This window comes from Limnohabitans simekii (SeqCode), from assembly GCF_965234735.1.
Lineage (GTDB): Bacteria > Pseudomonadota > Gammaproteobacteria > Burkholderiales > Burkholderiaceae_C > Limnohabitans > Limnohabitans simekii.
The window spans coordinates 738,597-761,316 of record NZ_OZ248540.1; the positions used below are offsets into that span (position 1 = coordinate 738,597).

Below are 22,720 nucleotides of genomic sequence, written 5' to 3' on the forward strand. Positions count from 1 at the left end.
CCCGGGTGCGCTGTCGTATGTGGCGGGTCCCACCAGTGCATACCTGCATTTCATGACCATCCCCCAGTTGCTAGACCGCGCGGTGATGCGCCATGGTTCTCGGGATGCAGCCGTGTTTGTGGCGCAACAACAGCGCCTGAGCTGGTACGACTTGCAACAACAGTCCGACAACCTGGCCGCCGCCTTGTTGGCCGTGGGTATCCGCCGTGGCAACCGCGTGGGCATCTGGGCACCCAACCGCCTCGAGTGGTTGTTGACCCTGTTTGCCACAGCACGTATTGGCGCGGTATTGGTCAACATCAACCCGGCCTGCAACAGCGACGAGCTTGAGCATGCCCTGAACAAAGTCCGCTGTCGGCTGTTGGTGATGTCGCGTGGTGTCCATGACCATGACCAGCTGGAAACGCTGCGTCAACTGGCACCTGAGATGGACCGGCCCGGGCCAACCGGTGAGTTGGCGTCTCTCAAACTTGAGCATTTGAAGCACGTGGTGGTGTTGGACGATTTGTCATTGCCCACCCACGATGCCGCCAAACAAGCCGTGCCGCTTCGGGCTTTGCGTTTCAAAGATTTTTTAAAGCAAGCCGGTCCTGCACAACATGCACGGCTTAAGAGTTTGTCGGCGGCGTTGGATCCCGATGACGCGATCAGCATCCAGTTCACCAACAACCGCCAAGGTTTGGCCAAAGGGGTCACGCTGTCGCACTTCAGCATGGTCAACAACGCACGTTTTGCGGCCAAGGCCATGGCATTGACGCACGAAGACCGTGTTTGTATTCCCGTCCCGCTTCACCGTTCCTTTGGCATGGTGTTGGGCGCACTCAGCTGCACCGCTTTGGGGGCGGCCATGGTGTTTCCCAGCGCTGGGTTCGATGCGGCGCAAACCCTCCAGGCGCTGGTCCAGCAAAAATGCACCGCACTGCATGGCGAGCCCAACCATTACGAGGCTCTGCTGGCGGACCCAGACATGGCCAACAAGGACTTCAGCCTGATGCGCACCGGCATCATGGCGGGTGCGCCTTGTTCCGCTGAAACCATGCAAGCCGCGGTGCGCCAACTCAACCTGAAGCAAATCACCGTGGGCTTGGGCAAAACAGAAACCTCGCCGCTGTCGTTTCAGTCCCATGTCTCGGACCCGCTCGAGCGACGCGTGAGCAGCGTGGGTCGAATCCATCCACACGTGCAAGCCAAGGTGGTGGACCCACAAGGACGCATGGTGCCCGTGGGCACACCCGGCGAATTGTGTGTGCGCGGCTACCTGGTGATGCGCTCTTATTGGGAAGACGCAGCGCAAACGGCTGAAGCAATCGACCAAGCTGGTTGGTTCCACACCGGCGACTTGGCCACCATTGATGCCCAAGGCTATTGCAGCATCTTGGGTCGGCTGGGCGGGGCGGCGGCACCTGGTTCGCATTCCAACCAGGCCACCTGAATGGCATCCGCAGGAAGCTCACTGTGACTGACGACCAACTGGCCTTTTTAGACGCTTACGCACTGGCAGGCTTGTTGCACAGCAAAAAACTGTCGTGTGTGGAACTCACGCAGATGATGCTCAACCGCATTGAACGATTGGACAAGCGCTTGCTGTCCTACGCCACCATCACACACGACACCGCCTTGCAGCAAGCGCGTGATGCGGACGCCATGATCATGCGCCGACAAATACTCAGTCCGCTGCATGGTGTGCCGATTGCCTTGAAAGACCTTTGCTACACCAAAGACATCGTCACCGCCGCAGGCATGCCGATGATGCGCGATTTCAAACCCAGCTACGACGGTACCGTGGTCAAGCGCTTGCGCGAAGCGGGTACCGTGTTGCTGGGCAAGCTCACCATGACCGAAGCGGCTTTTGCCGACCACCACCCGGATGTGCCGCCGCCCATCAACCCCTGGCACGACGACCATTGGTCGGGGGCTTCGTCCAGTGGTTCGGGCGTGGCAGTGGCAGCCGGTTTGTGCTTTGCGGCCATTGGCACCGACACCGGTGGATCCATTCGTTTTCCATCCGCCGCCAACGGGGTGACGGGTCTCAAGCCCACCTGGGCCCGTGTGCCAGTGCATGGTGCGTTTGAATTGGCCGCCTCGCTGGACCACATCGGACCGATGGCAAGAACCGCCATGGACTGCGGCCACATGCTGGGCTTGATTGCAGGCGCGGATGCCAACGACAGCGTGGCCTTGCATGCCCCTGTGCCCGATTACGTTTGCGGCGACAACACACAGTTGCGAGGCTTGCGCATCGGCTTTGACGAGAACTACTGTGCTGGTTTGGATGCAGACATGCAAGCCGCCGTGCAGTCTGCTTTTCATGTGTTGCAATCCTTGGGCGCAGACATGCGCTCAGTGCGTTTTCCCGACGTCACTGATGCGGTTGCCGATTGGGGCACGGCGTGTGCAGCCGAAACAGCCGTGGCCCACGAGCCATGGCACCCCACCAACCAACACCTTTACGGGCCAGGCTTGGGCGGTTTGATTGAATTCGGTCGATCCATCAAAGCGGTGGAGATGCAAAAAATCTGGTTGCGTCGGCGTGCTTTCACTGGCGCGGTGCGCGGGTTTTTTCAAAGCTGCGATTTGCTGCTGATTCCTTCCCAGCCCATGGCGTCGCCGACCACCCAAGAGATGTCCGTCATTGGCACCGTGCCCTCCGAACTTGCTCGGCTGATCAAGTTCACCGCGCCGTTTGACATGAGTGGCAACCCGACCATCACCTTGCCTGCAGGCTTCACGCCGAAGCGCACACCCGTGGCCATTCAACTCGTGTCTGCGCACCTGGATGAAGCCACTTTGATTCGGGCGGGTAGTGCGTTTCAGCGTGTCACTGATTGGCACACCCGGCTACCCCCGCGTCTTTGACATCGCTTGCGATGACCAGTTTGCGCTCAGCCTGCCACGCACACGGCATCCAACTATGAATGTTGTTCAACCCCTACTGAACCGAGCCCGCAGCCATCCGCATTTGCAGGCCCTCAGCTGCAGCGGGGAAACACTCAGTTATGGCCAACTGGCCGAACGCAGCCACGCTTTGGCGGCAGGCATGTTGCACCAGCTGGGTTTGCAGCGCGGTCAGCGGGTCATCCTGTGCATGGAAAACCGCGCTGCGTTTTTTGAAACCTTGTTGGCCTGCTGGATCGCTGGCCTGTGTCCGGTGCCTGTGAACGCCAAGCTGCACCCCAAGGAAGTTCGACAGATCGCCACGGATGCGCAGGCCAGCGCCTTGTTTTGCAGCCAAGCCTTGCACGACGGTTTGCAAACAGCTTGGGCGGATGCGCAACAGACCATGGCGTGGGTGTGTGCAGATGACAGCGCCTACCAGGACTTGTTGCGGCATGCCCCCACAGACTGTGCGGCCCTGCAAGCCGACGACATCGCTTGGATTTTTTACACCAGTGGCACCACAGGCGTGCCCAAGGGTGCCATGCTGTCGCACCTGAATTTGCTCAACATGTGCCTGCAATACGGCGCGGACATTGACAGTGTGCAAGCCGGTGACACCATGTTGCACGTGGCTCCTTTGTCGCATGGTTCAGGCTTGTACAGCTTGCCGCATTTGTTCAATGGAGGGCATCAAGTCATTGAGCCCGCCTTTGCGCCTGAGCGGGTCTTTGAAGCGCTGCAACGTTATCCGCGTGTGTCCATGTTTGCGGCCCCCACGATGCTCACGCGCATGCTTCGGGCCAGCACGGGCATTGCACATCCAGCGGGCCACTTGCACACCATGGCCTATGGCGGTGGGCCCATGTATGTGTCTGACTTGCTGGAGTCCATTGACCTCTTCGGCCCCCGCATGGTGCAAATTTATGGCCAAGGTGAAAGCCCGATGACCATCACGGCCTTGTCCAAACAAGACCATGAAGGATCCCAGGATGCCGCCCATTTGGCGCGACTGGCCTCTTGTGGTGTTGCTCGCACCGGTGTCGAGGTGCGCGTGGTGGATGAATCCGGGCGTGACATGCCGCCCGGTGAACCGGGTGAAGTGGTGACCCGCAGTGCCACCCGCATGCTGGGCTATTGGAACAACCCGGCGGCCACGGCCTCGGCCATTCGAGCCGGTTGGCTGTGGACGGGGGACATTGGAGCCTTGGATGCGTTGGGCTACCTGACCTTGCTCGACCGCTCCAAGGATTTGATCATCCGAGGCGGCAGCAATATTTACCCCCGCGAAATTGAAGAAGTATTGCTGCACCACCCAGCGGTTGCCGAGGTCTCGGTGATTGGTGCGCCCAGCGCCGATTTGGGCGAAGAGCCGGTGGCTTTTGTGGTGGTCAAACCCGGCATGACTGTCACGCCCCACGAACTGGACAGCTTGTGTTTGGACAACCTGGCCCGCTTCAAACGACCGCGCGATTATTTTTTCCCTGCGGACTTGCCTAAAAACAATTACGGCAAGATTTTGAAAAAAACATTGCGTCAGCAATTGAAAGAAGGGCAAGCATGAACCGCAGCGTCTATGTGGCAGGCATTGGGTCCACGGCCTTTGGCAAACATGGGGGAACCAGCATCGAGGCCTTGGCTGTTGATGCTTCTGCGCAAGCCATTGTCGATGCCGGTATCGACCGCACACGTATCGGTGCGGTGTATTTGGGCAACTTCATCAGTGGCCCTTTGAATGGCAAGGAAGTCTTGGCTGGACTGGTGGCAGAGCAACTCGGTTTGCAGGGTATCCCCTGCACCAAGGTGGAAGGCGCTTGTGCATCCGGTGGCATTGCCTTGCGTCATGCCTGTTTGATGGTGGCCGCTGGGATTCATGACGCTGTGTTGGTGGTGGGTGTGGAAACCATGACCCATGCCAGCACGCCTGAAGTCACCTCCGCGCTCAACTGCGCCATGGACAATGAATACGATGGTCTGAGTGGCTTGACCTTCCCCGGACTGTTTGGCTTGGCTTGGCGTGCCCATGCGCAACGCTATGGCACCAGCCGAGAAGACGTGGCGGCCGTGGTCATCAAAAACAAAGCGTTTGGCTTGAACAACCCCTTGGCCCAAATGGGTGCAGCATTGACGATCGATCAAATTGCAGCATCCGTCATGATTGCCGATCCGTTGCAACTTTTTGACTGTTGTCCACCCAGTGATGGCGCAGCTGCCGTGGTGGTCTGCACCAAAGACTTGCTGTCTGACTTGCCAAGTCAAACACGCATTCGCGTCATGGCCAGCGTTCAAACCAGTGGCTCTGCCCGCATCGCTCAGCACCCAGACTTATGCTCATTCGATGCCACTGTGCTGGCTGCGCAACAGGCTTATCGGCAATCGGGTCTGCAGCCAGCCGATATCGATCTGGTTGAACTGCACGACTGTTTTTCAATCGCTGAAATCATTGACAGCGAAGACCTGGGTTTGGTGCCCAGAGGCGAGGGCGGTCGTTGGGCCGCGCAAGGCCGCACCGGTATGAAAGGCGATGTGGTCATCAATCCGAGTGGCGGTTTGTTGGCCAAAGGCCATCCCGTGGGCGCCACCGGTGTTGGACAAATTGTGGAAGTGGCTTTGCAATTGCGCGGTGTTCACCCCAATCAAGTTGACCAAGCAGGCATTGGCATGACGCACAACCTCGGCGGTACGGGCGTGGCCTGCACCGTGCACATCTTGGGGCGTGACGCATGAAGACCGATGACGTACCGCGTTTGAAGGTTTATCAGTGCAGCCAGTGTCAAACCTTGACTCAACGCCAGCCCGTCATCTGTGCTCATTGTTTATCGCGTCAAGTCCATGCAAAAGAGGTCGCTGCCGCAGGCGTGTTGGCCAGTTGGACCACAGTTCGCAAGCCGCCCATGCGCTTCAAGTCTGAAGGCAGTTACCACGTAGGCGTTTTCGACCTGGACAATGGCATGCGTATTTCCGGTCGCTTGTTACACACGCCTGCGGACAAATTGGGTGACCGGGTGATCTTGGTCACTGATGGCTTGCTGCAAACACAAACCCCCACTTTCAAGGTGTCACACGATGGCTGAAATCTCCTATGACAAGCACGGTGCAGTTCGTTTGATCACGATCAACCGCGCCGACAAAATGAATTCCTTGGACTTTGCCGCCAATGATGAGTTGATTGAGGTGTGGCGCGAATTCGACCGCGATGATCAAGCCCGGGTGGCGGTCATCACCGGCGCCGGTGACAAGGCTTTTTGCGCAGGTGCCGATTTGAAAACCTACACCTTGGCATTTGCACAAGCATCGGCTCCGGAGTTTCGAGCCAAATACACCAATGGCCCTGGCTTTGGTGGCATCACCCGCAACTTGGACATTGACAAACCCATCCTCGCTGCGGTGAATGGGTTTGCCATTTCTGGCGGCTTTGAATTGTCTTTGGCATGCGATATGCGTTTTTGCTCTGTGAATGCTGAATTCGCTTTGCAAGACGTCAAGTGGGGTTTTCATGCCTGCGATGGTGGCTTGATTCGCTTGCCCCAGATTGTGGGCATGGGACATGCCATGGAAATTGTGTTGTCAGGCGAGCGCGTGAATGCAGACCACGCGTACCGCATTGGTTTGGTCAACCGCGTGTTTGAGCAGCACGAACTGCTTGCCAAATCAATGGACTATGCACAGATGCTGGCCACCCGTGCGCCTTTGTCGCATCGGTTTGCAAAAGAAGTGATGCGTCGATCGGTGGGCATGCACATGGCCGAGGCCTTGAGTTGGGAGTCACGCTCATTCAGGGATGTGGCTTTCACCGAGGATTTGAAAGAAGGCCTGGCTTCATTCAGGGAGCGAAGAAGCGCTGATTTCAAAGGACTTTGATTCGGTCGGTTCCTCGCGCTGGGGTTCGCACATTTTGTCGCTGTCCCAAACCCATCAATCACCTTCTAATAATGACTGCCGCCATTGATCTGCACACCTTGTCCGGTGATGTGGCTGGCCAAATCCGAGGCGAGGTAGATCATCAAGTTCGCCACCTCTGCAGGTTCTGCATAGCGTCCATCGGGTATGGAGGCCGTGCGTTGAGCTCGCAGTTGTTCGGCAGATCCGCTGGCCTGTGATGCTTCGATGTCGCGCAGCATGTCTGTATCTACTGGCCCAGGACAGACCGCATTGACGCGAATACCTTTGCGTGCAACTTCCAAGGCCGCCGTTTTGGTCAATCCCATGACGGCATGTTTGCTGGCGGTGTAGGGACCGAGTTTGCGTGTTGCAACAAAGGATCCCAAGGAGGCGGTGTTGACCACTGCGCCTTTGCCTTGTGCTTGCATGATGGGGAGCACATATTTCAATCCCAAGAACACGCCGCGCACATTGATGTTCATGACTTTGTCGAACACATCGACGGGATAGTCGACCAAAGAATGAATCTCACCTTGCCATGCTGCATTGTTCATGAAGATGTCGATGCGGCCCCAGTTTTTCATGGCGGTTTGAACATAGTGTTGCACTTGCTCGGGATCGCTGACATCGGCTTGGACAAACACGGCCTCTGCGCCCTTGCTGTGCAGCAGGGATTCGGTTGTGCGTCCTGCCTCAGGGGCCAGATCAACCAGCAAAACCTTTGCACCAACCTCACCCAATGCCAAAGCCACTGCGCGGCCGATACCACCGCCTGCGCCCGTGACCACGGCGACTTGACCAGAAAAATCAATTTTCATGTGTGACCTTGAAATGTTGAAAAAGCAAGCAGGAAGAGTTCCCGAAACGCGACCAAGGGATAACCCTAGTACTGAAAAATTCTTGCAGGTAGATAATCATACTCATCAGTAACTTTGGCAGGGAAGTTTTTTGACAACAAGCAACAACCATCCGAACTGGCCTTCGCTCAGCGACAGGCAGGGGTTGCTGCGCGACAGATTTCCGGTCTGGTCAACGCTCACTCTGGATGGCTTGCTTGCAAAGAACGCCCAAGATTACCCCAACCGGGTTTTTGTGCTGACGGATCGTCAAAGTTGGACCTATGCCCAAATGCATGCATGGTCGACACAATTGGCAGCTGGCTTGTGTCACCTTGGTGTGAAGCCGGGAGACCACGTGGCGTTGTTGATGGCTAATTTTCCGGAATTCATCGCCATCAAATTTGCCATTGCCATGGTGGGCGCCATTGCAGTTCCAATCAATTTTTTGAACAAACGTGATGAATTGGGCTATGTGCTGAAGCAGTCGGACGCGGTCATGCTGATCACCATGGACTCTTTCAGAAACATGCCTTATTGCCGCTATCTTGATGAGTTGGTCCCAGGTTGGCAAGTCCAAGGCGGCGGGGATGAATTCCCTAAATTGAAAAATGTCCTGGTCTTTGCGACAGGTGAAAACGGCAGCGACAACATCAGCAAGCATCTCTTGCTGAACGCCTCATTTGGTGAAGGCTTGGTCTTGCCACCCGGATTTGCACCTGCACCAAACGCCCTCTGCGACATCATCTACACCTCTGGCACCACGGGCTTTCCAAAGGGCGTGATGCTGAGTCACGACATGCTGCTTCGCACAGCGTTTGGCAGTGCCTGGGCACGCGCATTTGAAGATGGCAGGCGGATTGTTTTTTCTCTGCCGCTCTACCATGTTTATGCTTATGTGGAAGGGCTGCTCGCTTGTATGTTCGTGGGGGGATCGGTTGTTCCTCAACTCAAATTCGATGCTACTGCCACCTTGAGTGCCATTGAACAGCATCAAGCCACGGATGTGTTGTTGATCCCCGCCATGACCATGGCCCTGATAGATGCACAAAAGGTTCAACCTTCTCCATTGCACTCACTGCATTCAGTCATTTCCTCAGGCGGGCGGGCCCCAGCTTTCCTTTGGCAAGACATCTTGGACTATTTGCATCCGCAAGAGATCACAACAGGTTATGGGATGACAGAAGTGACGGCCTCTAGCACCGTCACGCGTCCAAGCGATGGCATGACCCGGTGGCTGACGACCAATGGTCGATTGCGGGATGTGGGGCCCGCAGGCGAACCTGCTTTGAACCAGCGACTGGTGGTCTACCGTGTCGTGGATCCCGTTTCAGGACAAGAAATGCCACCAGGACAAGTGGGCGAGTTGCAAGCCAAGGGCCCGGGGGTGATGAAGGCCTATTACAACAAGCCCGATGAAACAGCGGCTGCTTTCACCGCAGATGGCTGGTTGCATACAGGTGATTTGGGTTATTTGGATGCAGAGGACTACCTGACCTTGGTTGGCAGACTGAAAGAGTCCTACCGGTGCGGTGGCGAACAAGTTTTGCCATCCGAAGTGGAAGATGTGCTGATGAGTCATCCTGCTGTGCTTCAAGCGCATGTGGCGCCCATTCCGGACGAAAGAATGGGTGAGGTGGGTGTGGCATTTGTGGTGCTTCGCGACAAGATGAGCTGCGAATCGATTGCACTTGAAGCTTTGTGCAAAGAGCGCTTGGCCCGTTTCAAGCAGCCTCGGCATGTTCTGTTTCTCAGCGCCAGTGATATTCCAACAACGCCTTCAGGGCGTGCGCGTAAATTTTTGCTTTCTCAAATGGCGCTCGAATCATTGGGTTTGATAACCCCTCTTTAACAACGCAATGTCTCCAAAACAAAGGTTATCCAATGTCCATTCACAACGCGACCCCCAACCATGGCCTGATATCCAAAGACACCCCCGTTGGTTTCGAACTCGTAGGGGTCAAAAAGAAAGCTGCGATTCAACTCATGGGCTCTCGTTTGTGGGGACGCTTCAATCCGAATCACTGGGATCCGGTGTATGCCCACCAAACAGGTCTGGCTGCACCCATTCAAACCGGCGAAATGTCTTCTGCCTACCTATCCGAAATGTGTGTGAATTATTTTGGCGCCCACTTTTTTCAAAATGCCCGAATCGTTTGCAAATATGTGGCGTCCACGTTGGCCAATGAAATCATCACCACCTATGGCGTGGTGAAAGAAAAAACGCCGAAAGGCAACGGCTTTCGCTTCAAAGTTGAATTCTGGGCTTCCAACGAAAAAGGTGAAACGAAAACCGTGGGATGGACCGAAGTGGATGTAGGCGTCTAGCAAATGACATCAGATCACAACATGACAACAAGGAACGCCATGACACAAGCGATACAAACAGACAGTTTGCGCCCCATGACCAGCATTCAAATTCAGCAGACGCGTTCGTTTGTGAAAAGTTTGGATGAAGTTTGCCAAACCTACTGGGACATGGTGGAAGTTGGAGATGTTCTATCGCGGGAGTTGCACATCACGCCCGAGTTGGTCATCTTGTACGCAGATGCCGTTGAAGATTACAACCCTTGGTATGAAGGTTGGCGCATGAACACCTGGTATATCCCCGGGGAATCCCCTTTTGGCGGTGCAATCGTCCCCCCATTGATGGTGTCGCACTTTGTGTTGTCAGTTCAATTCGACCACACCAAACCTTTTGCGATTGGCTCAATCCATACATTCCATGACACCGACATTCTTCACCCCATACCGGTCGGTGCCAAGGTTCGAATCAGTGCCCAAGCGATTGATAAATACATCAAACGCGAGCGCCGCTATGTTCGACATGAGGTGAAGGTTGAGGATGTTGATTCTGGTTTGCTCTATATGCGTGAAACCAGAGATATTTTGTCGCTTTAAAGGTCAGTGATGCAAACAGTAGATGTGATCGTGATTGGTGCTGGCTTTGCTGGCTTGCGGGCGTTGTACCGTTTCCGTGGTTTGGGCTACAAGGTCGCTGTATTGGAAGCCAGCGCCGATGTGGGCGGTGTTTGGTACCACAACGGCTACCCTGGCGCACGTTGTGACGTGGAAAGCTTCGACTATTCCTACAGCTTTTCGCCCGAATTGGAGCAAGAGTGGCGCTGGACCGAGCGCTACGCCACACAGCCCGAAATCCTGCGCTATATCAACCATGTGGTCGAACGTTTTGACTTGCGCAAAGACATTCAGTTCAACACCCGCATGACAAACGCGACCTACGACGAACAGGCGGCGCGTTGGACCATCGACACCGAAGACGGCCAAACCATCCAGTCGCAGTTTTTGCTGATGTGCGTGGGCCAGTTGTCCACCACCAAGTCGCCCAGCTACCCTGGCTTACAGAGCTTCAAAGGCGAGGTGATCCACAGCGGTGTCTGGCCCAAGCATGAAGTGACTTATGCGGGCAAGCGCGTGGCCATCATTGGCACTGGTTCCTCGGGCATGCAAATGACGCCCGTCATTGCCAAAGAGGCCAAGCACCTGACCGTGTTTCAGCGCACCGCCAACTACAGCATTCCTGCCGCGAATGCGCCCGTGACGGACGAAGAAGACGCCCAAGTGAAAGCGCATTACCGCGAGCGCCGGGACCGCGCATGGAATTCGGCCACCGGCTTGGGTTTCATGCCCAACAAAACCTCTGCCTTGGATGTCTCACCCGAAGAGCGAGAGAAGGCGTATGAAGCTTCTTGGAACCGCTTGGGCTTTGGGTTTGCGCTCACCTACTACGACATTTTGTTGAACAAGCAAGCCAACGACACGGCCGCAGACTTCATTCGCAAAAAGATTGCGTCTGCGGTGAACGACCCGGTGGTGCGCGACAAACTCATCCCCAAAAACCATGCTTTCGCGGCGCGTCGTCCTTCTGTGGACAGCGGGTACTTCCAGGCCTTCAACCGCGACAACGTCGAGCTGGCCGATGTGCGTGAATTTCCCATCGTCGAGTTCACACCCCAAGGCATCCGCACCGAGGCCAAGTTGCACGAACTCGACATGATCATTTTTGCCACGGGTTTTGACGTGTTCACCGGCTCGTTGTTCAAGCCCGACATCGTGGGCCGCAACGGCATGACCTTGAAGAAAAAATGGGCCGATGGTCCGGTCACCCACCTGGGTGTGGGTGTGTCGGATTTTCCCAATTTATTCATCGTGGTCGGCCCCGGCAGCCCATCGCTGTTGAGCAATGTGATGGTGTCCACCGAAGAGCAAATCGATTGGATGGCCGCTTTTGTGGAACATATGAAAGCGCAAGGCCAGGAGGCTTTTGAAGTGCAGCCCGCCGCCGAAAAAGAATGGGGCCAGCATGTGAACGACCGGGTGAAAGAAACCCTGTACCTGAGCACCGATTCGTACTACAACGGCGCCGAAGTCAAGGGCAAGCCGCGTGTCTTCATGCCGTACTCGGGGGGGGTGCGCGGTTATCGACGCATCCTGCACAAGTGTGCGGCCGAGGGTTACACCGGCTTCAGCTTTTACAAGCAAGCGGCGACACTGGAACAAGTTTGAACCTCCAACGCACACCATGACCAACCCTGAAGACATGCGCGAAGCCATTTCCAACTTGAAACGCGAAAGGATTGTGGCCGCTGCCGTCGAATTGTTTTACAAACAAGGCTATGGCAAGACGACCTTGGACCAAGTGGCCAGCGAACTGCAAGTGACCAAGCCGTTCATCTATGGTCACTTTGATTCAAAGAATGCATTGCTGGCTGAAATTTGCTCTCGCGCCATCAACTTGGCGCACGAATCTTTGAACCGGGTCATGGCGCAAGATGCCTCAGTCACAGAGCGATTGGAAACCGTGGTCACCGACTTTTTAAAAGCGGTCTTGACCCACCAACCACACGCCATGATTTACAGCCGCGAAGAAAAAGAGTTGGCCCAAGTCGACCGCGATGCCATCAACCGTTTGCGCCGCGAGTTTGATCACCGCTTGGTGGATCTGGTGAAGCAGGGCGTCACGGCCGGTGAATTTCAAGTCGAGGATGTGAATCTGACGGCACTCGCGATTGGCGGCATTGTGGGTTGGGCACCGGTGTGGTACCGGGCCAATGGCCGCTTGAGTTTGGAAGAAGTCGTGGCCTACATGGCAAGCATGGTGTTGGCCATGGTGCGAGCCAAGAAAACTCGCAAAGCAAAGAGCAACCCATGAACCAACGCAAATCACAAAGCATGGCTGTCATTGGTGGCGGCACCATGGGTGTGGGCATCGCCTATGTGTTTGCGGTGGCCGGCTGGCAGGTCTATGTGGTCGAGCCCGATGCGCAACGCAGCCTGGGCATGTATCAAACCCTGAAAGACGCGGCTGCGGGTGGTTTGAAGCGCGGCAAGCTGACACCCGAACAAGCCGGGCATGCGTCTGAGGGTGTGCAACGTGTTGCCGCTGTGGCCGACTTGCCGCGATTTTTGGACCTGGTGATCGAGTCCATCCCCGAGCGCTTGGACTTGAAGCTCAAGGTCTTGGCCGACGTGGATCAACGCCAACCCAGGTTGATCGCAACCAACACCAGTGCCTTGTCCATCAACCAATTGGCGCAGGCTGTTTCCGACCCCACGCATTTCTTGGGCATGCATTTCTTCAACCCGGTGTGGTCCTTGCCGATGGTGGAAATCATTCGGGGCGAGCACACCAGCGAACCCGCTTTGGCCATGGCCCGCGCGTTCGCGCAAAGCACCGGCAAAACCACCATCACGGTGCGCGATGTGCCGGGCTTTGCCACCAGCCGACTAGATCTGATTGCTTCCTTGGAAGCCATGCGCATGTTGGAAGACGGCGTGGCCAGCGCCGAAGACATCGACCACGCTTTGGTCACGGCGTACCGCCATCCCATGGGCCCGCTGCGATTGAGCGACATCGTGGGCTTGGATGTGCGTTTGGACATAGCCCGCCACCTGAGCCAAGCCTTGGGGCCGCGTTACGCGCCACCGCGCATCTTGGAAGAGATGGTGGCCCAAGGGCACTTGGGGCAGAAGTCAGGTCGCGGTTTTTTTGAGTGGCCTCACAAGGCTTGATTGATTTTTTTCAAAGTACAACATGTCCACTATTTTCAATTCCTCCCTGGTTGACACCGCTGACCACCACCCGATGTTGCGCGACAGCGTGGCCAAGTTGGTCGGCAGTTTTGGCCGCAAGTATTTCCAAGACGTCGTCAAGCGCGACGCCAAACCCACCGAGCTGTGGAACGCCATGGGCGAAGCGGGCTTTTTGGGCGTGCATATTTCAGAGCAATACGGCGGTGGCGGCAGCGGCTTGGCCGACTACAACGTCATCGTGGAAGAGGCTGCTGCGCAAGGTTGCCCCATGCTGTCTTTGGTGATTGGTTCCATCTGTGCGCCCATCATTGAGGCGCATTGCAGCGAGGCTTTGAAGAATGAATGGTTGCCAGGATTGGCCTCGGGCAAGAAGCGCATGTCCTTTGCCATCACCGAACCGAATGCAGGTACCAACACCCACAAGGTGACCACCACCGCCCGCCAAAACGGCGACGGTTGGTTGCTCAATGGCACAAAGTACTGGACCTCGGGCGTGGATGAAGCCGACGCCATCATGGTGGTCTGCCGCAGCGACATGTTGGATGCACAAGGTCGTCATCAACTGTCGTTGTTCATCATTCCCGCCAACGCACCCGGCATCACCCGCACGCCGATTGAAACTGCGCTGCACGTGCCAGAAACATCCTTCACCATGTTTTTTGACAATGTGCAACTCGGCCCGGAGTGCCTGGTGGGCCAAGAAGGGCAGGGCTTGCGCCAGGTGTTTGCCGGTCTGAACCCCGAGCGTGTTTGTGCGGCGGCCATCAACAATGGCATTTCGCGTTTCGCGATTGAAAAAGGTGCCCAACAAGCCAAAGACCGCTCGGTATGGAGCGTACCGATTGGAGCGCACCAAGGCATTGCCCATCCTTTGGCCAAAGCCTATGTCGCTGTTCAACAAGCCCGCTTGATGACCGCCCGTGCTGCAGCCTTGTCGGATGCCGGTTCGCCCGATGCGGGTGAAGTGGCCAACATGGCCAAATTCGCAGCCGCTGATGCGTCGCTTGAAGCCTTGGACCAAGCGATTCAAATTCACGGCGGCAATGGTTTGGCCATCGAATACGGTTTGGCTGATTTGTGGTTCATTGCGCGATTGCACAAAACCGCCCCAGTGAGCCGCGAAATGATTTTGAATTTCGTGTCAACCCACAGCCTGGGCTTGCCCAAAAGCTATTGAGCCACACCATGTACCCCAGCTACGCCCAGATGCTTCGCCAGCTCGCGCAAGACCAACCGTCCGCGCCTGCCTTGACGTTCGAGGGCGAGACCTGGACGTTTGCGCAATTGCACGAACGCAGCTCGCAAACGGCGAATGCCTTGCAAGCAGGGGGTGTGGGTGTGGGCGACCGCGTGGCCTTGCTGACAAAAAACTGCGCCGAGTGTTTCGAGCTCATGTTTGCGTGCAACAAAATTGGCGCCATCCTCACCGGTTTGAATTGGCGATTGGCCCCATTGGAAATACAAGCCATCGTGGCTGATGCACAACCCAAGGTGATCGTCACATCCCCAGGTGAAGCGCACTTGCTTACCGATGCGACCAAGCAGTTGCCCGGTGTACAGAAGGTATTGACACTGGGCGATGAATACCAAGCCTGGCGTGGTTCAGAGGGCCATGCCGACCCCGGCCACGAAGGTGCGCCTGATGAAGTGGCCTTGCTGTTGTACACATCCGGTACCACCGGTTTGCCCAAAGGTGTGATGCTGACCAACCAAGGCATGTCGTTCACGCAACGCTTGGGTGTGCTGTGGGGCATGGGCCCAGACTGCGTCAATTTGGTGGCCATGCCCATGTTTCACATCGGTGGTTGCGGCTATGGCACCAGCGCCATGACCGTGGGCGGCCACACCATCCTGATGCGCGAAGTCAACACCTCCAAAATGGTGGAACTCATTGCACAGCACCGGGTCACGCACACCTTCTTGGTGCCCACCGTGGTGCAATCCTTGTTGGATGTGCCTGGTGTGATGCAAGCCGATTTGTCCAGCTTCAAATGGTTGATGTATGGCGCAGCCCCCATGGGGGATGTGCTGTTGCGCCACGCCATGGACATGCTGCGTTGCGAATTCATCCAAGCCTATGGCATGACCGAAACCTCGGGCTCGGTGGTCTTGTTGCCACCTTCCGACCACGAACCGGAAGGCCCACGTGCCAAGTTGTTGCAATCGGTCGGACGCGCTGTCGATTGGGTGCAGTTGCGCGTGGTGAACCCCACGACACAACAAGATGTGCCCACCGGCGAAGTTGGTGAAATTTGGATCCAGTCTGAGATGCTGATGAGCGGCTACTGGCGCAAGCCTGCTGAAACCGCCGAAACGATCCAAGCCGGCGGATGGTTGCGTACCGGCGACGCGGCGTATTTGGATGACGAAGGCTACATTTATTTGTTCGACCGCTACAAAGACCTGATCATTTCGGGCGGTGAAAACATTTACCCCGCCGAAGTGGAAAACGTCTTGAACGGCCATGCGGCTGTGAAAGAAGTGGCGGTGATGGGTGTACCCCATGAGAAATGGGGCGAGACACCGCGTGCGGTGGTGGTGTTGCGACCTGGCATGACCGCCAGCCCCGCCGAACTCATCGCCTTCACCCGTGAACGTTTGGCGCATTACAAATGCCCCAGCTCGGTGGTGTTTGCCGAGGTCTTGCCGCGCAACGCATCAGGCAAGTTGCTCAAGCGTGAATTGCGCCTCACCCATGCAGGGCCTGCGGCATGACCAACACTGTCATGCCCAATCAAACACCAGTGCAGTTGTTGCGCCGTTGGGTGGTGGACTATTTCAACAGCCACGACAGCAGCGTGGCCGCACAATTCATCGTGCCCAACTATGCGTTGGAAATTGGCGACCACATCTTTGCAGGGCGCGACGAGCAATGGTTGCCTGCGGTAGAACAGCAAATGCAAGCCTTCCCGGGCATGGGCATGACCGTGCACCACGTGGTCAGTGCTGAAGACCGGGTGGCGGTGTATTTCAGCGAACACGGCGCATCCAACGGGCGCATGGCGGTGTGGTCGGGTGTGGGCATCTATCGCTCGAACGGCCAACAACTCACCGGTTGCATTGCGCAAGAAGACTACATGACCCGGCAACGCCAACTCAAAAGCGGCGTCGCTGATACGGTAGAAGCGCCTGCTGTCAGCCCTTGGGACACGCAGCCCTTGGCGGCCAACCCCATGGCCGAAGCCGTGGTGCGCAATGGGTTGTCGCAATCATGGCCACCCTCCTTGAACACCGTGCGTTGTGATGATGAACACATCACTGGTGTGCCGTTGGTGTTTGAAGTCCAGTCGGTGGAGTTCACCGAGTTGTTTTCGTCGGGCGATGACGTGGCGTTTCATGCGCGACAAACCGGCTGTTACCAAAGCGGTTTTGCAGGTATCGCATCCACCACAAGCAGCATGCTGCTCAATGTCAACGGTATCTTGCGTGTGCAAGATGGCCAAGTGGTGTCGGGTCGCATCATCCGCGACCGCAGCGGCCTGAAAGCGCGTTTGCAAAGGGACTTGAAGCCATGAGCCACACCGTCACCACCGAGCGCGATGGCCCTGTGTGGGTCATCACCATTTGTCGCCCTGAGATGCGCAACGCCATCGACCGCGCCACTTCCGAAGCGATAGCCCAGGCGATGGACGATCTCGACAGCGACCCCGATTTGCGTGTCGGCATCCTCACGGGTGCGGGGGGGCATTTTTGTTCTGGCATGGATTTGAAAGCCTTCTTGCGCGGCGAACGTGTCGAATTGCCGGGCAGGGGGTTGGCGGGCATCATCGAGACGCCGCCGCGCAAACCTGTGATTGCTGCCATTGAAGGCTATGCATTGGCAGGGGGTTGTGAAATCGCCTTGGCCTGTGACCTGATGGTGGCAGCCGACAACGCACAGTTTGGTTTGCCTGAAGTCAAACGCGGTTTGATGGCGGGCTCGGGTGGGTTGATGCGTTTGCCACAACGCATTCCGCGTCAAATCGCGATGCACTATGCACTCACTGGCGACCTCATGCCCGCAGTGGAAGCGCGTCAATGGGGCTTGGTGAACCAACTCAGCGCACCCGGTGAAGCCTTGGCTGCTGCCAAAACATTGGCCCACAAAATTGCGGCCAATGCACCCTTGGCTGTGCAGATCAGCAAAAAAGTGGTGGCCGAGTCTTTGCATTGGCCAGCAGATGAACGCTTTCAACGGCAAAACGCCTTGCTGGAAACCATCATCCATTCGAATGATGCACGCGAAGGTGCCTTGGCCTTCAGCGAAAAACGCCCGCCGGTGTGGACGGGCAATTGATGCGCCGGATACCGCCAACACCCCACCAACAAACCCACCAGGAGACCCCATGACCGCTTCAACATTTGCTTTTTCCAACCAGGCCCGAAGCTGGGGCCTGCTGCTGTCAGCTACTTTGTGCAGCCTCGCGGCGTGGGGACAAGATGCACCGCAAGACGGCGTTTACAAAGACCGCATCGACTGGGGGGTGCTGATGGACATGAGTGGACCCACTTCGGCCTCGCAAGGCATTTGGGTTCATGGTTTTCGCGACCACATGCGCAAGATCAATGAAGCCGGTGGCATCAACGGTCGCAAGATCAATGTGCTGGCCGAAGACAACCGGTTCAACCCCGCGACCGACAAAATCGCGTTTGAAAAATTGGTGAGCCAAACCCCGGTGATTGCCATCTCGGGCATGGGCACCTCGGTGTCGCAAGTGGCCTTGGCCCCAACGATCAAAGCCGGTAAGGTGCCGATTGTCGGCACCTACACAGCCACCAAGGCGCTGTCTGAACCAGTGTCACCCATGGTCTACAACGGCTTTTGTGGTTACAAGCAAATGGCGCAAGCGGGTGTGGGTTACCACGTGGACAAACTCAAACTCAAATCTGCCAAGGTGGTGACCTTGGCGATAGAAACGGCTGGTGGCAAGGAATACCACGACTATGTGGCCGAAGCGGTGGGTAAGTTGGGTGGCTCTGCTTCCCACTTGACGGTGAAAGTGACGGCGGTGGACATGACGCCGCAAATTTTGGAAATCATGAAGCTCAAGCCCGATTTCATCACGGTGTATGGCGTGTCCAACACCGCCATCCTGACGATGAAAGGCTTGGCCCAATACGGTTTGAACATCCCCACCTTTGGCATCACCTACTTGGGTGCGCCGCAAATGTTCCAAAGCATGGGCAGTGCAGCTGCCGCCAACTACAAATTCATCAGCTGCTTTACGCCAGGTGGCGCCGATCAAACACCGGGCAACAAAGCCTTGTCTCAGTATGCCGACACGATAGGCCGAGGTGACATGAAGCAAGACATCAACTATGTGGCTGGCTGGATCAGCGCTCAAATGGCGGCTGAAGCTTTGGCCAAGTTGGGTAAGAATCCCACGCGAGCTCGTTTGATTGAAACCTTGTCCAAAGGGTTCACAGTGAACACCCAAGGCTTGACCGCGCCAATCACCTACACGCCCACCAACAACACCGGACCGGTGGTGTTCAAGTTGATTGGCTATGACTTTGCTGTGAACAAGTTCAAGGCCTACGGTGAGTTTGCCGACTACGAAAAATACACCCGCTGATACAGCACACAACCCAGAGATATCACCATGTTTGAACAAGTCTTCTTCAGCGGCCTGGCCTTGGGCAGCATTTATGGCCTGGTCGCTCTGGGCTTTGCCGTGATTTTCAAAGCCACGGATGTGTTCAATTTTGCGCAGGGCATGTTCGTGGTCTGCGGCGCATACTTCGCCGTCACGGCCATTTCCATTTTGCAACTTCCCTTTCCGCTGGCCATCTTGTTCATCATTGGCGCGGCTGCTTTGTTGGGTGTGTTGATCCACATGGTGTTGATTCAGCCCTTGTCGGGTCGGCCCATGCTCTCCGTCATCATGCTGACCATTGCTTTGTCGATTGCACTTCGCGCCTTCATTGAAATTGTGTTTGGTCCACAAGGGCGTTCTCTCACCACACCTATGCCCACAGGTGTCTTGATGCTTGGTGAAGTGCGGATTTCCTATTTGCACCTGACAGCTGCCTTGGTCAGCTGGGTCTGCATGGCAGGGTTTGGTTTGTTTTTTCGATTCACCTCGGTGGGCTTGCTCATGCGAGCTTGCGCCGACAACCACGAAGCGGCCGTGGTTTCAGGCGTGAATGTGAACACCATGAATCGCTTGGCCTGGGGGATTGGCTCCACCTTGGCTGCCGTGGGAGGCGTGTTTTTGGGGCAGTTGCAAATTGCCTCTACTGAACTCGAGGGCATTGGGTTGTTGGCCTTGCCAGCGGTGGTGATTGGCGGGATGCAAAGCATTCCGGGCGCCATCATTGGCGGCTTGTTGGTGGGCATCATCGAGCAAATGGCCTCCACCTACATCTCGCCCAAATCGAGTGACATCGTGATTTATGTCTTGTTGCTGCTCATCCTCATGGTGCGACCCTGGGGCTTGTTTGGTCAACGCGAACTGGGCCGGGTTTAAATCAGCATGAACAAGACCTCCAAACCCTCGCTCAGTGCAGGCGCATGGCTGTGGCTGTTGTTGTGCGCCGCCGTCTTGGCCTACCTGCCCACGTTGTTGACCGAGCGTGCCTTCTTTGGCATTCCTTTGTCCAACACCCAGTTGTTGAACCTGGGTCTGAGTCAAATCAACCTGATGTTGATTTCAATGTTGGGCGCACTGTCCCTCAACTACCTCACGGGTTGTGCAGGGCTCATTTCCATTGGCCATGCCGCCTTCTTTGCCACAGGCGCGATGGCAGCTGCCGTGTTTGACACCCAACTCGGTTTGCCGTTTCCCTTGGTCTTGTTGGCTGCTGCGCTGGCCGGTGCCTTGGCTGGGACCTTGGCCGGCTTGCCTTCATTGCGTGTGCGCGGTTTGTACTTTGTCTTGTCCACCTTGGCCGTTCATTACGTGGTGGCCTATGTGTTTTTGGAATACCAATTCAAATACTTTGACGTTGTCGGCATTCCCTATGCCACGCCGCGCATTGGCGGGTTCGAGCTCAACACGCCTGTGCGTTGGTATGCCTTGTTGTTGCCTCTGGTGGTATTGGTGTACTTGGGCTTACAAGCCAGTTTGCAGAGCCGCGAAGGCCGCGCCATGTTGGCCATGCGGGACCATGAATTGGCTGCCACTTCGGTTGGGGTGGATGTGCGCATTCTGCGTTTGAAAGCCTTTGGGCTGAGTTCGGCCATTGCGTCGGTGGCCGGTGCTTTGTTTGCCTACTACCTGTCCAATGTCACCTCAGAAGCCTTCAATATCCTCTTCGCCATCCAGTTCATTGCGATGATCATCATTGGTGGCATGGGCTCTTTGTCTGGATCATTGGTCGGCGCGGCCATTTGGTTGTTGTTGCCGTCCATCATCGGTGGCTTGTCACCTCAGTCGAGTGAAGGCAACGAATTTTTAGGCAAATTGTTGGTCGAGCACCGGGCCCAGTTGGTGCAATTGATCTTCAGCATCTTGGTGATCGTGTTCCTCATCTTCGCGCCGGGTGGTGTAGCGGGTTTGGCCACAAGCTTGAAAAACGCATGGCAGGCATGGAGGACAAAACCATGAGCACCGTGCTGGACATACAAAACCTCAGTGTGGCTTACAACCGCAAGGGCTTGGCCTTGGAAGACGTCAGTTTGCAAGTGCCGCAAGGCGGCATCGTGGCACTGCTTGGAGCCAATGGCGCTGGCAAATCCACACTCATTCGTGCCGTCACCGGCTTGCTCGGTTTGCACCATGGCCAGATCACCGGCGGACAAGTGCACATGCTGGGTCAGTTGGTGTCTGGTTTGCCAGCCCACCGCTTGGTGCGTTTTGGCATGGGACAAGTCCCCGAGGGTCGCTTGGTCTTCAAGCAATTGAGCGTCGAAGACAACCTGTTGGTGGGTGCCGCCGTGTTGCCGCGTGCCCAGGTGAAAGACGGCCTGGATGCGGTCTACCATTTGTTTCCGCGTTTGCTTGAGCGGCGCACACAAGCAGCAGGCTGGATGTCGGGTGGCGAGCAACAAATGCTGGCCTTGGGCCGCGCCATGATCGCCAAACCCAAACTCTTGTTGGTCGACGAGTTGTCCTTGGGTTTGGCACCACTGATCGTGGCCGACATTTACAAACAGCTGCGCGTGATTGGTGACACCATGGGTACCGCCATGTTGGTGGTGGAACAAAACGCCAAGCTCGCCCTCTCGTTTGCCCAGTCGGCTTATTTGCTGCAGCAAGGTCGGGTGGTGTTGTCGGGCAGTGCAGACATGGTGGCCGCCAGTCCCGAAATGAAAACCTCGTATTTGGGTGAAGCCCGCCAGACAGGGGAGGCCAGCGCATGAACACACCGATGTTGATCATCTCCAGCCTGGTGATGCGCTTTGGCGGAATCACCGCCTTGAACGACGTGTCGTTCAGCTTGGCGCAAGGCCAGATCACGTCCTTGATTGGCCCCAATGGTGCGGGCAAAACTACCTTGTTCAATTGCATCACCGGCATGTACACGCCCACCTCGGGGCAGGTGCAGTTCAACAAACAAGACATCACGGGCTTGGCTGCGCACCAAATCGCGCGACAAGGCATGGCCCGCACTTTTCAAAACCTGGCTTTGTTTGGCGGCCTGAGTGTGCTGGAAAACCTGATGACCGGTGTCTACTTGAAAGGTTCTTCAGGCTTGTTGCAAGGCGTGTTCACCAGCCCGCAAGCCCGCCGTGAAGAACGTGCAGCCGAAGCTGCTGCCATGGACATGCTGGCCTTCTTAGGCATGCAAGACATGGCCGATGCCTTGCCTGCTGAACTGAGTTATGGCCGTCAAAAACAAGTGGAGTTTGCCCGCGCCTTGATGCAACAGTCCAAGTTGGTGTTGTTGGATGAACCCATGGCTGGCATGAGCAGCGCCGAAAAAGACAGCATGTCGGCTTTGATTCAAAAAGTGCGACACACCTTGGGCATCAGTTTTTTGATTGTGGAGCACGACATCCCGGTGGTGATGGACTTGTCCGACAAGATCGTGGTGCTCGACTTTGGCCAAAAAATTGCTGAAGGACTGCCGCAAGAAATTCAAAACGACCCCGCTGTGATCGCTGCCTATTTAGGCAGTGAGCACTGATATTTTTCTATTTTTATTGGAGC

At 56.3% G+C, this 22,720-nt stretch carries 22 protein-coding genes; 21 read left to right on the forward strand and 1 reads right to left on the reverse strand.

The features are described 5' to 3' along the window. Positions 1 to 52 precede the first annotated feature (52 nt). From AC8GFP_RS03760 to AC8GFP_RS03785, 6 genes are read left to right on the forward strand one after another with little or no spacing between them, the layout of a single operon-like run. A complete protein-coding gene (locus AC8GFP_RS03760) occupies positions 53 to 1,432 on the forward strand; it encodes an AMP-binding protein (protein WP_506610356.1) in 1,380 nt (459 codons plus the stop codon). 23 nt (positions 1,433 to 1,455) lie between these two features. Continuing rightward, positions 1,456 to 2,856, forward strand: a complete 1,401-nt coding sequence (locus AC8GFP_RS03765) for an amidase (RefSeq protein ID WP_506610358.1) — start codon at positions 1,456 to 1,458, stop codon at positions 2,854 to 2,856. Between the two features lie 55 nt (positions 2,857 to 2,911). Then, positions 2,912 to 4,438: a class I adenylate-forming enzyme family protein gene (locus AC8GFP_RS03770; RefSeq protein ID WP_506610360.1), complete on the forward strand. Its 1,527-nt coding sequence runs from the start codon at positions 2,912 to 2,914 to the stop codon at positions 4,436 to 4,438. Further along, positions 4,435 to 5,601, forward strand: coding sequence for a thiolase domain-containing protein (locus tag AC8GFP_RS03775; protein ID WP_506610362.1), 1,167 nt, complete (start codon positions 4,435 to 4,437; stop codon positions 5,599 to 5,601). The genes AC8GFP_RS03770 and AC8GFP_RS03775 overlap by 4 nt, the downstream gene beginning before the upstream one ends. Further along, positions 5,598 to 5,948: a Zn-ribbon domain-containing OB-fold protein gene (locus tag AC8GFP_RS03780; RefSeq protein WP_506610364.1), complete on the forward strand. Its 351-nt coding sequence runs from the start codon at positions 5,598 to 5,600 to the stop codon at positions 5,946 to 5,948. The genes AC8GFP_RS03775 and AC8GFP_RS03780 overlap by 4 nt, the downstream gene beginning before the upstream one ends. Further along, entirely contained in the window at positions 5,941 to 6,735 is a 795-nt protein-coding gene (locus AC8GFP_RS03785) for an enoyl-CoA hydratase/isomerase family protein (protein WP_506610366.1), read from the forward strand. Before AC8GFP_RS03780 ends, AC8GFP_RS03785 begins: the two co-directional genes overlap by 8 nt. Positions 6,736 to 6,800: 65 nt before the next feature. Here AC8GFP_RS03785 and AC8GFP_RS03790 read toward each other — a convergent pair whose 3' ends face one another. Further along, positions 6,801 to 7,574, reverse strand: a complete 774-nt coding sequence (locus AC8GFP_RS03790) for an SDR family NAD(P)-dependent oxidoreductase (RefSeq protein WP_506610368.1) — start codon at positions 7,572 to 7,574, stop codon at positions 6,801 to 6,803. A 232-nt stretch (positions 7,575 to 7,806) separates the two neighbouring features. Between AC8GFP_RS03790 and AC8GFP_RS03795 the strand changes: the two genes are divergently transcribed. From AC8GFP_RS03795 to AC8GFP_RS03865, 15 genes are read left to right on the forward strand one after another with little or no spacing between them, the layout of a single operon-like run. After that, positions 7,807 to 9,444 (forward strand): class I adenylate-forming enzyme family protein, encoded by a 1,638-nt coding sequence (locus AC8GFP_RS03795; protein WP_506610548.1) that lies wholly within the window; start codon positions 7,807 to 7,809, stop codon positions 9,442 to 9,444. Positions 9,445 to 9,476: 32 nt separating this feature from the next. Beyond that, entirely contained in the window at positions 9,477 to 9,920 is a 444-nt protein-coding gene (locus AC8GFP_RS03800; RefSeq protein WP_506610370.1) for a MaoC family dehydratase, read from the forward strand. Between the two features lie 39 nt (positions 9,921 to 9,959). Beyond that, a complete protein-coding gene (locus AC8GFP_RS03805) occupies positions 9,960 to 10,493 on the forward strand; it encodes a MaoC family dehydratase (RefSeq protein ID WP_506610372.1) in 534 nt (177 codons plus the stop codon). Positions 10,494 to 10,502: 9 nt separating this feature from the next. Further along, positions 10,503 to 12,119 carry a flavin-containing monooxygenase gene (locus AC8GFP_RS03810; protein ID WP_506610374.1) on the forward strand — a complete coding sequence of 539 codons (1,617 nt, stop codon included), beginning with the start codon at positions 10,503 to 10,505 and terminating at the stop codon, positions 12,117 to 12,119. Between the two features lie 16 nt (positions 12,120 to 12,135). Then, positions 12,136 to 12,765 (forward strand): TetR/AcrR family transcriptional regulator, encoded by a 630-nt coding sequence (locus AC8GFP_RS03815; RefSeq protein ID WP_506610377.1) that lies wholly within the window; start codon positions 12,136 to 12,138, stop codon positions 12,763 to 12,765. Next, entirely contained in the window at positions 12,762 to 13,625 is an 864-nt protein-coding gene (locus tag AC8GFP_RS03820) for a 3-hydroxyacyl-CoA dehydrogenase family protein (RefSeq protein ID WP_506610379.1), read from the forward strand. Before AC8GFP_RS03815 ends, AC8GFP_RS03820 begins: the two co-directional genes overlap by 4 nt. A 22-nt stretch (positions 13,626 to 13,647) precedes the next feature. Next, positions 13,648 to 14,823, forward strand: a complete 1,176-nt coding sequence (locus AC8GFP_RS03825; RefSeq protein ID WP_506610381.1) for an acyl-CoA dehydrogenase family protein — start codon at positions 13,648 to 13,650, stop codon at positions 14,821 to 14,823. An 8-nt stretch (positions 14,824 to 14,831) separates the two neighbouring features. Continuing rightward, a complete protein-coding gene (locus tag AC8GFP_RS03830) occupies positions 14,832 to 16,361 on the forward strand; it encodes a long-chain-fatty-acid--CoA ligase (RefSeq protein WP_506610383.1) in 1,530 nt (509 codons plus the stop codon). Further along, complete coding sequence (locus AC8GFP_RS03835) at positions 16,358 to 17,161, forward strand: ester cyclase (RefSeq protein ID WP_506610385.1); 804 nt, start codon at positions 16,358 to 16,360, stop codon at positions 17,159 to 17,161. Before AC8GFP_RS03830 ends, AC8GFP_RS03835 begins: the two co-directional genes overlap by 4 nt. Further along, a complete protein-coding gene (locus AC8GFP_RS03840; RefSeq protein WP_506610387.1) occupies positions 17,158 to 17,922 on the forward strand; it encodes a crotonase/enoyl-CoA hydratase family protein in 765 nt (254 codons plus the stop codon). Before AC8GFP_RS03835 ends, AC8GFP_RS03840 begins: the two co-directional genes overlap by 4 nt. Before the next feature lie 49 nt (positions 17,923 to 17,971). Continuing rightward, complete coding sequence (locus AC8GFP_RS03845; protein ID WP_506610389.1) at positions 17,972 to 19,201, forward strand: ABC transporter substrate-binding protein; 1,230 nt, start codon at positions 17,972 to 17,974, stop codon at positions 19,199 to 19,201. Between the two features lie 27 nt (positions 19,202 to 19,228). Next, positions 19,229 to 20,095 (forward strand): branched-chain amino acid ABC transporter permease, encoded by an 867-nt coding sequence (locus tag AC8GFP_RS03850; protein ID WP_506610391.1) that lies wholly within the window; start codon positions 19,229 to 19,231, stop codon positions 20,093 to 20,095. Positions 20,096 to 20,101: 6 nt separating this feature from the next. Next, positions 20,102 to 21,175 carry a branched-chain amino acid ABC transporter permease gene (locus AC8GFP_RS03855; protein ID WP_506610393.1) on the forward strand — a complete coding sequence of 358 codons (1,074 nt, stop codon included), beginning with the start codon at positions 20,102 to 20,104 and terminating at the stop codon, positions 21,173 to 21,175. Continuing rightward, complete coding sequence (locus AC8GFP_RS03860) at positions 21,172 to 21,930, forward strand: ABC transporter ATP-binding protein (RefSeq protein WP_506610395.1); 759 nt, start codon at positions 21,172 to 21,174, stop codon at positions 21,928 to 21,930. Before AC8GFP_RS03855 ends, AC8GFP_RS03860 begins: the two co-directional genes overlap by 4 nt. After that, complete coding sequence (locus AC8GFP_RS03865; protein WP_506610397.1) at positions 21,927 to 22,697, forward strand: ABC transporter ATP-binding protein; 771 nt, start codon at positions 21,927 to 21,929, stop codon at positions 22,695 to 22,697. The genes AC8GFP_RS03860 and AC8GFP_RS03865 overlap by 4 nt, the downstream gene beginning before the upstream one ends. The last annotated feature ends 23 nt before the right edge of the window (positions 22,698 to 22,720 follow it).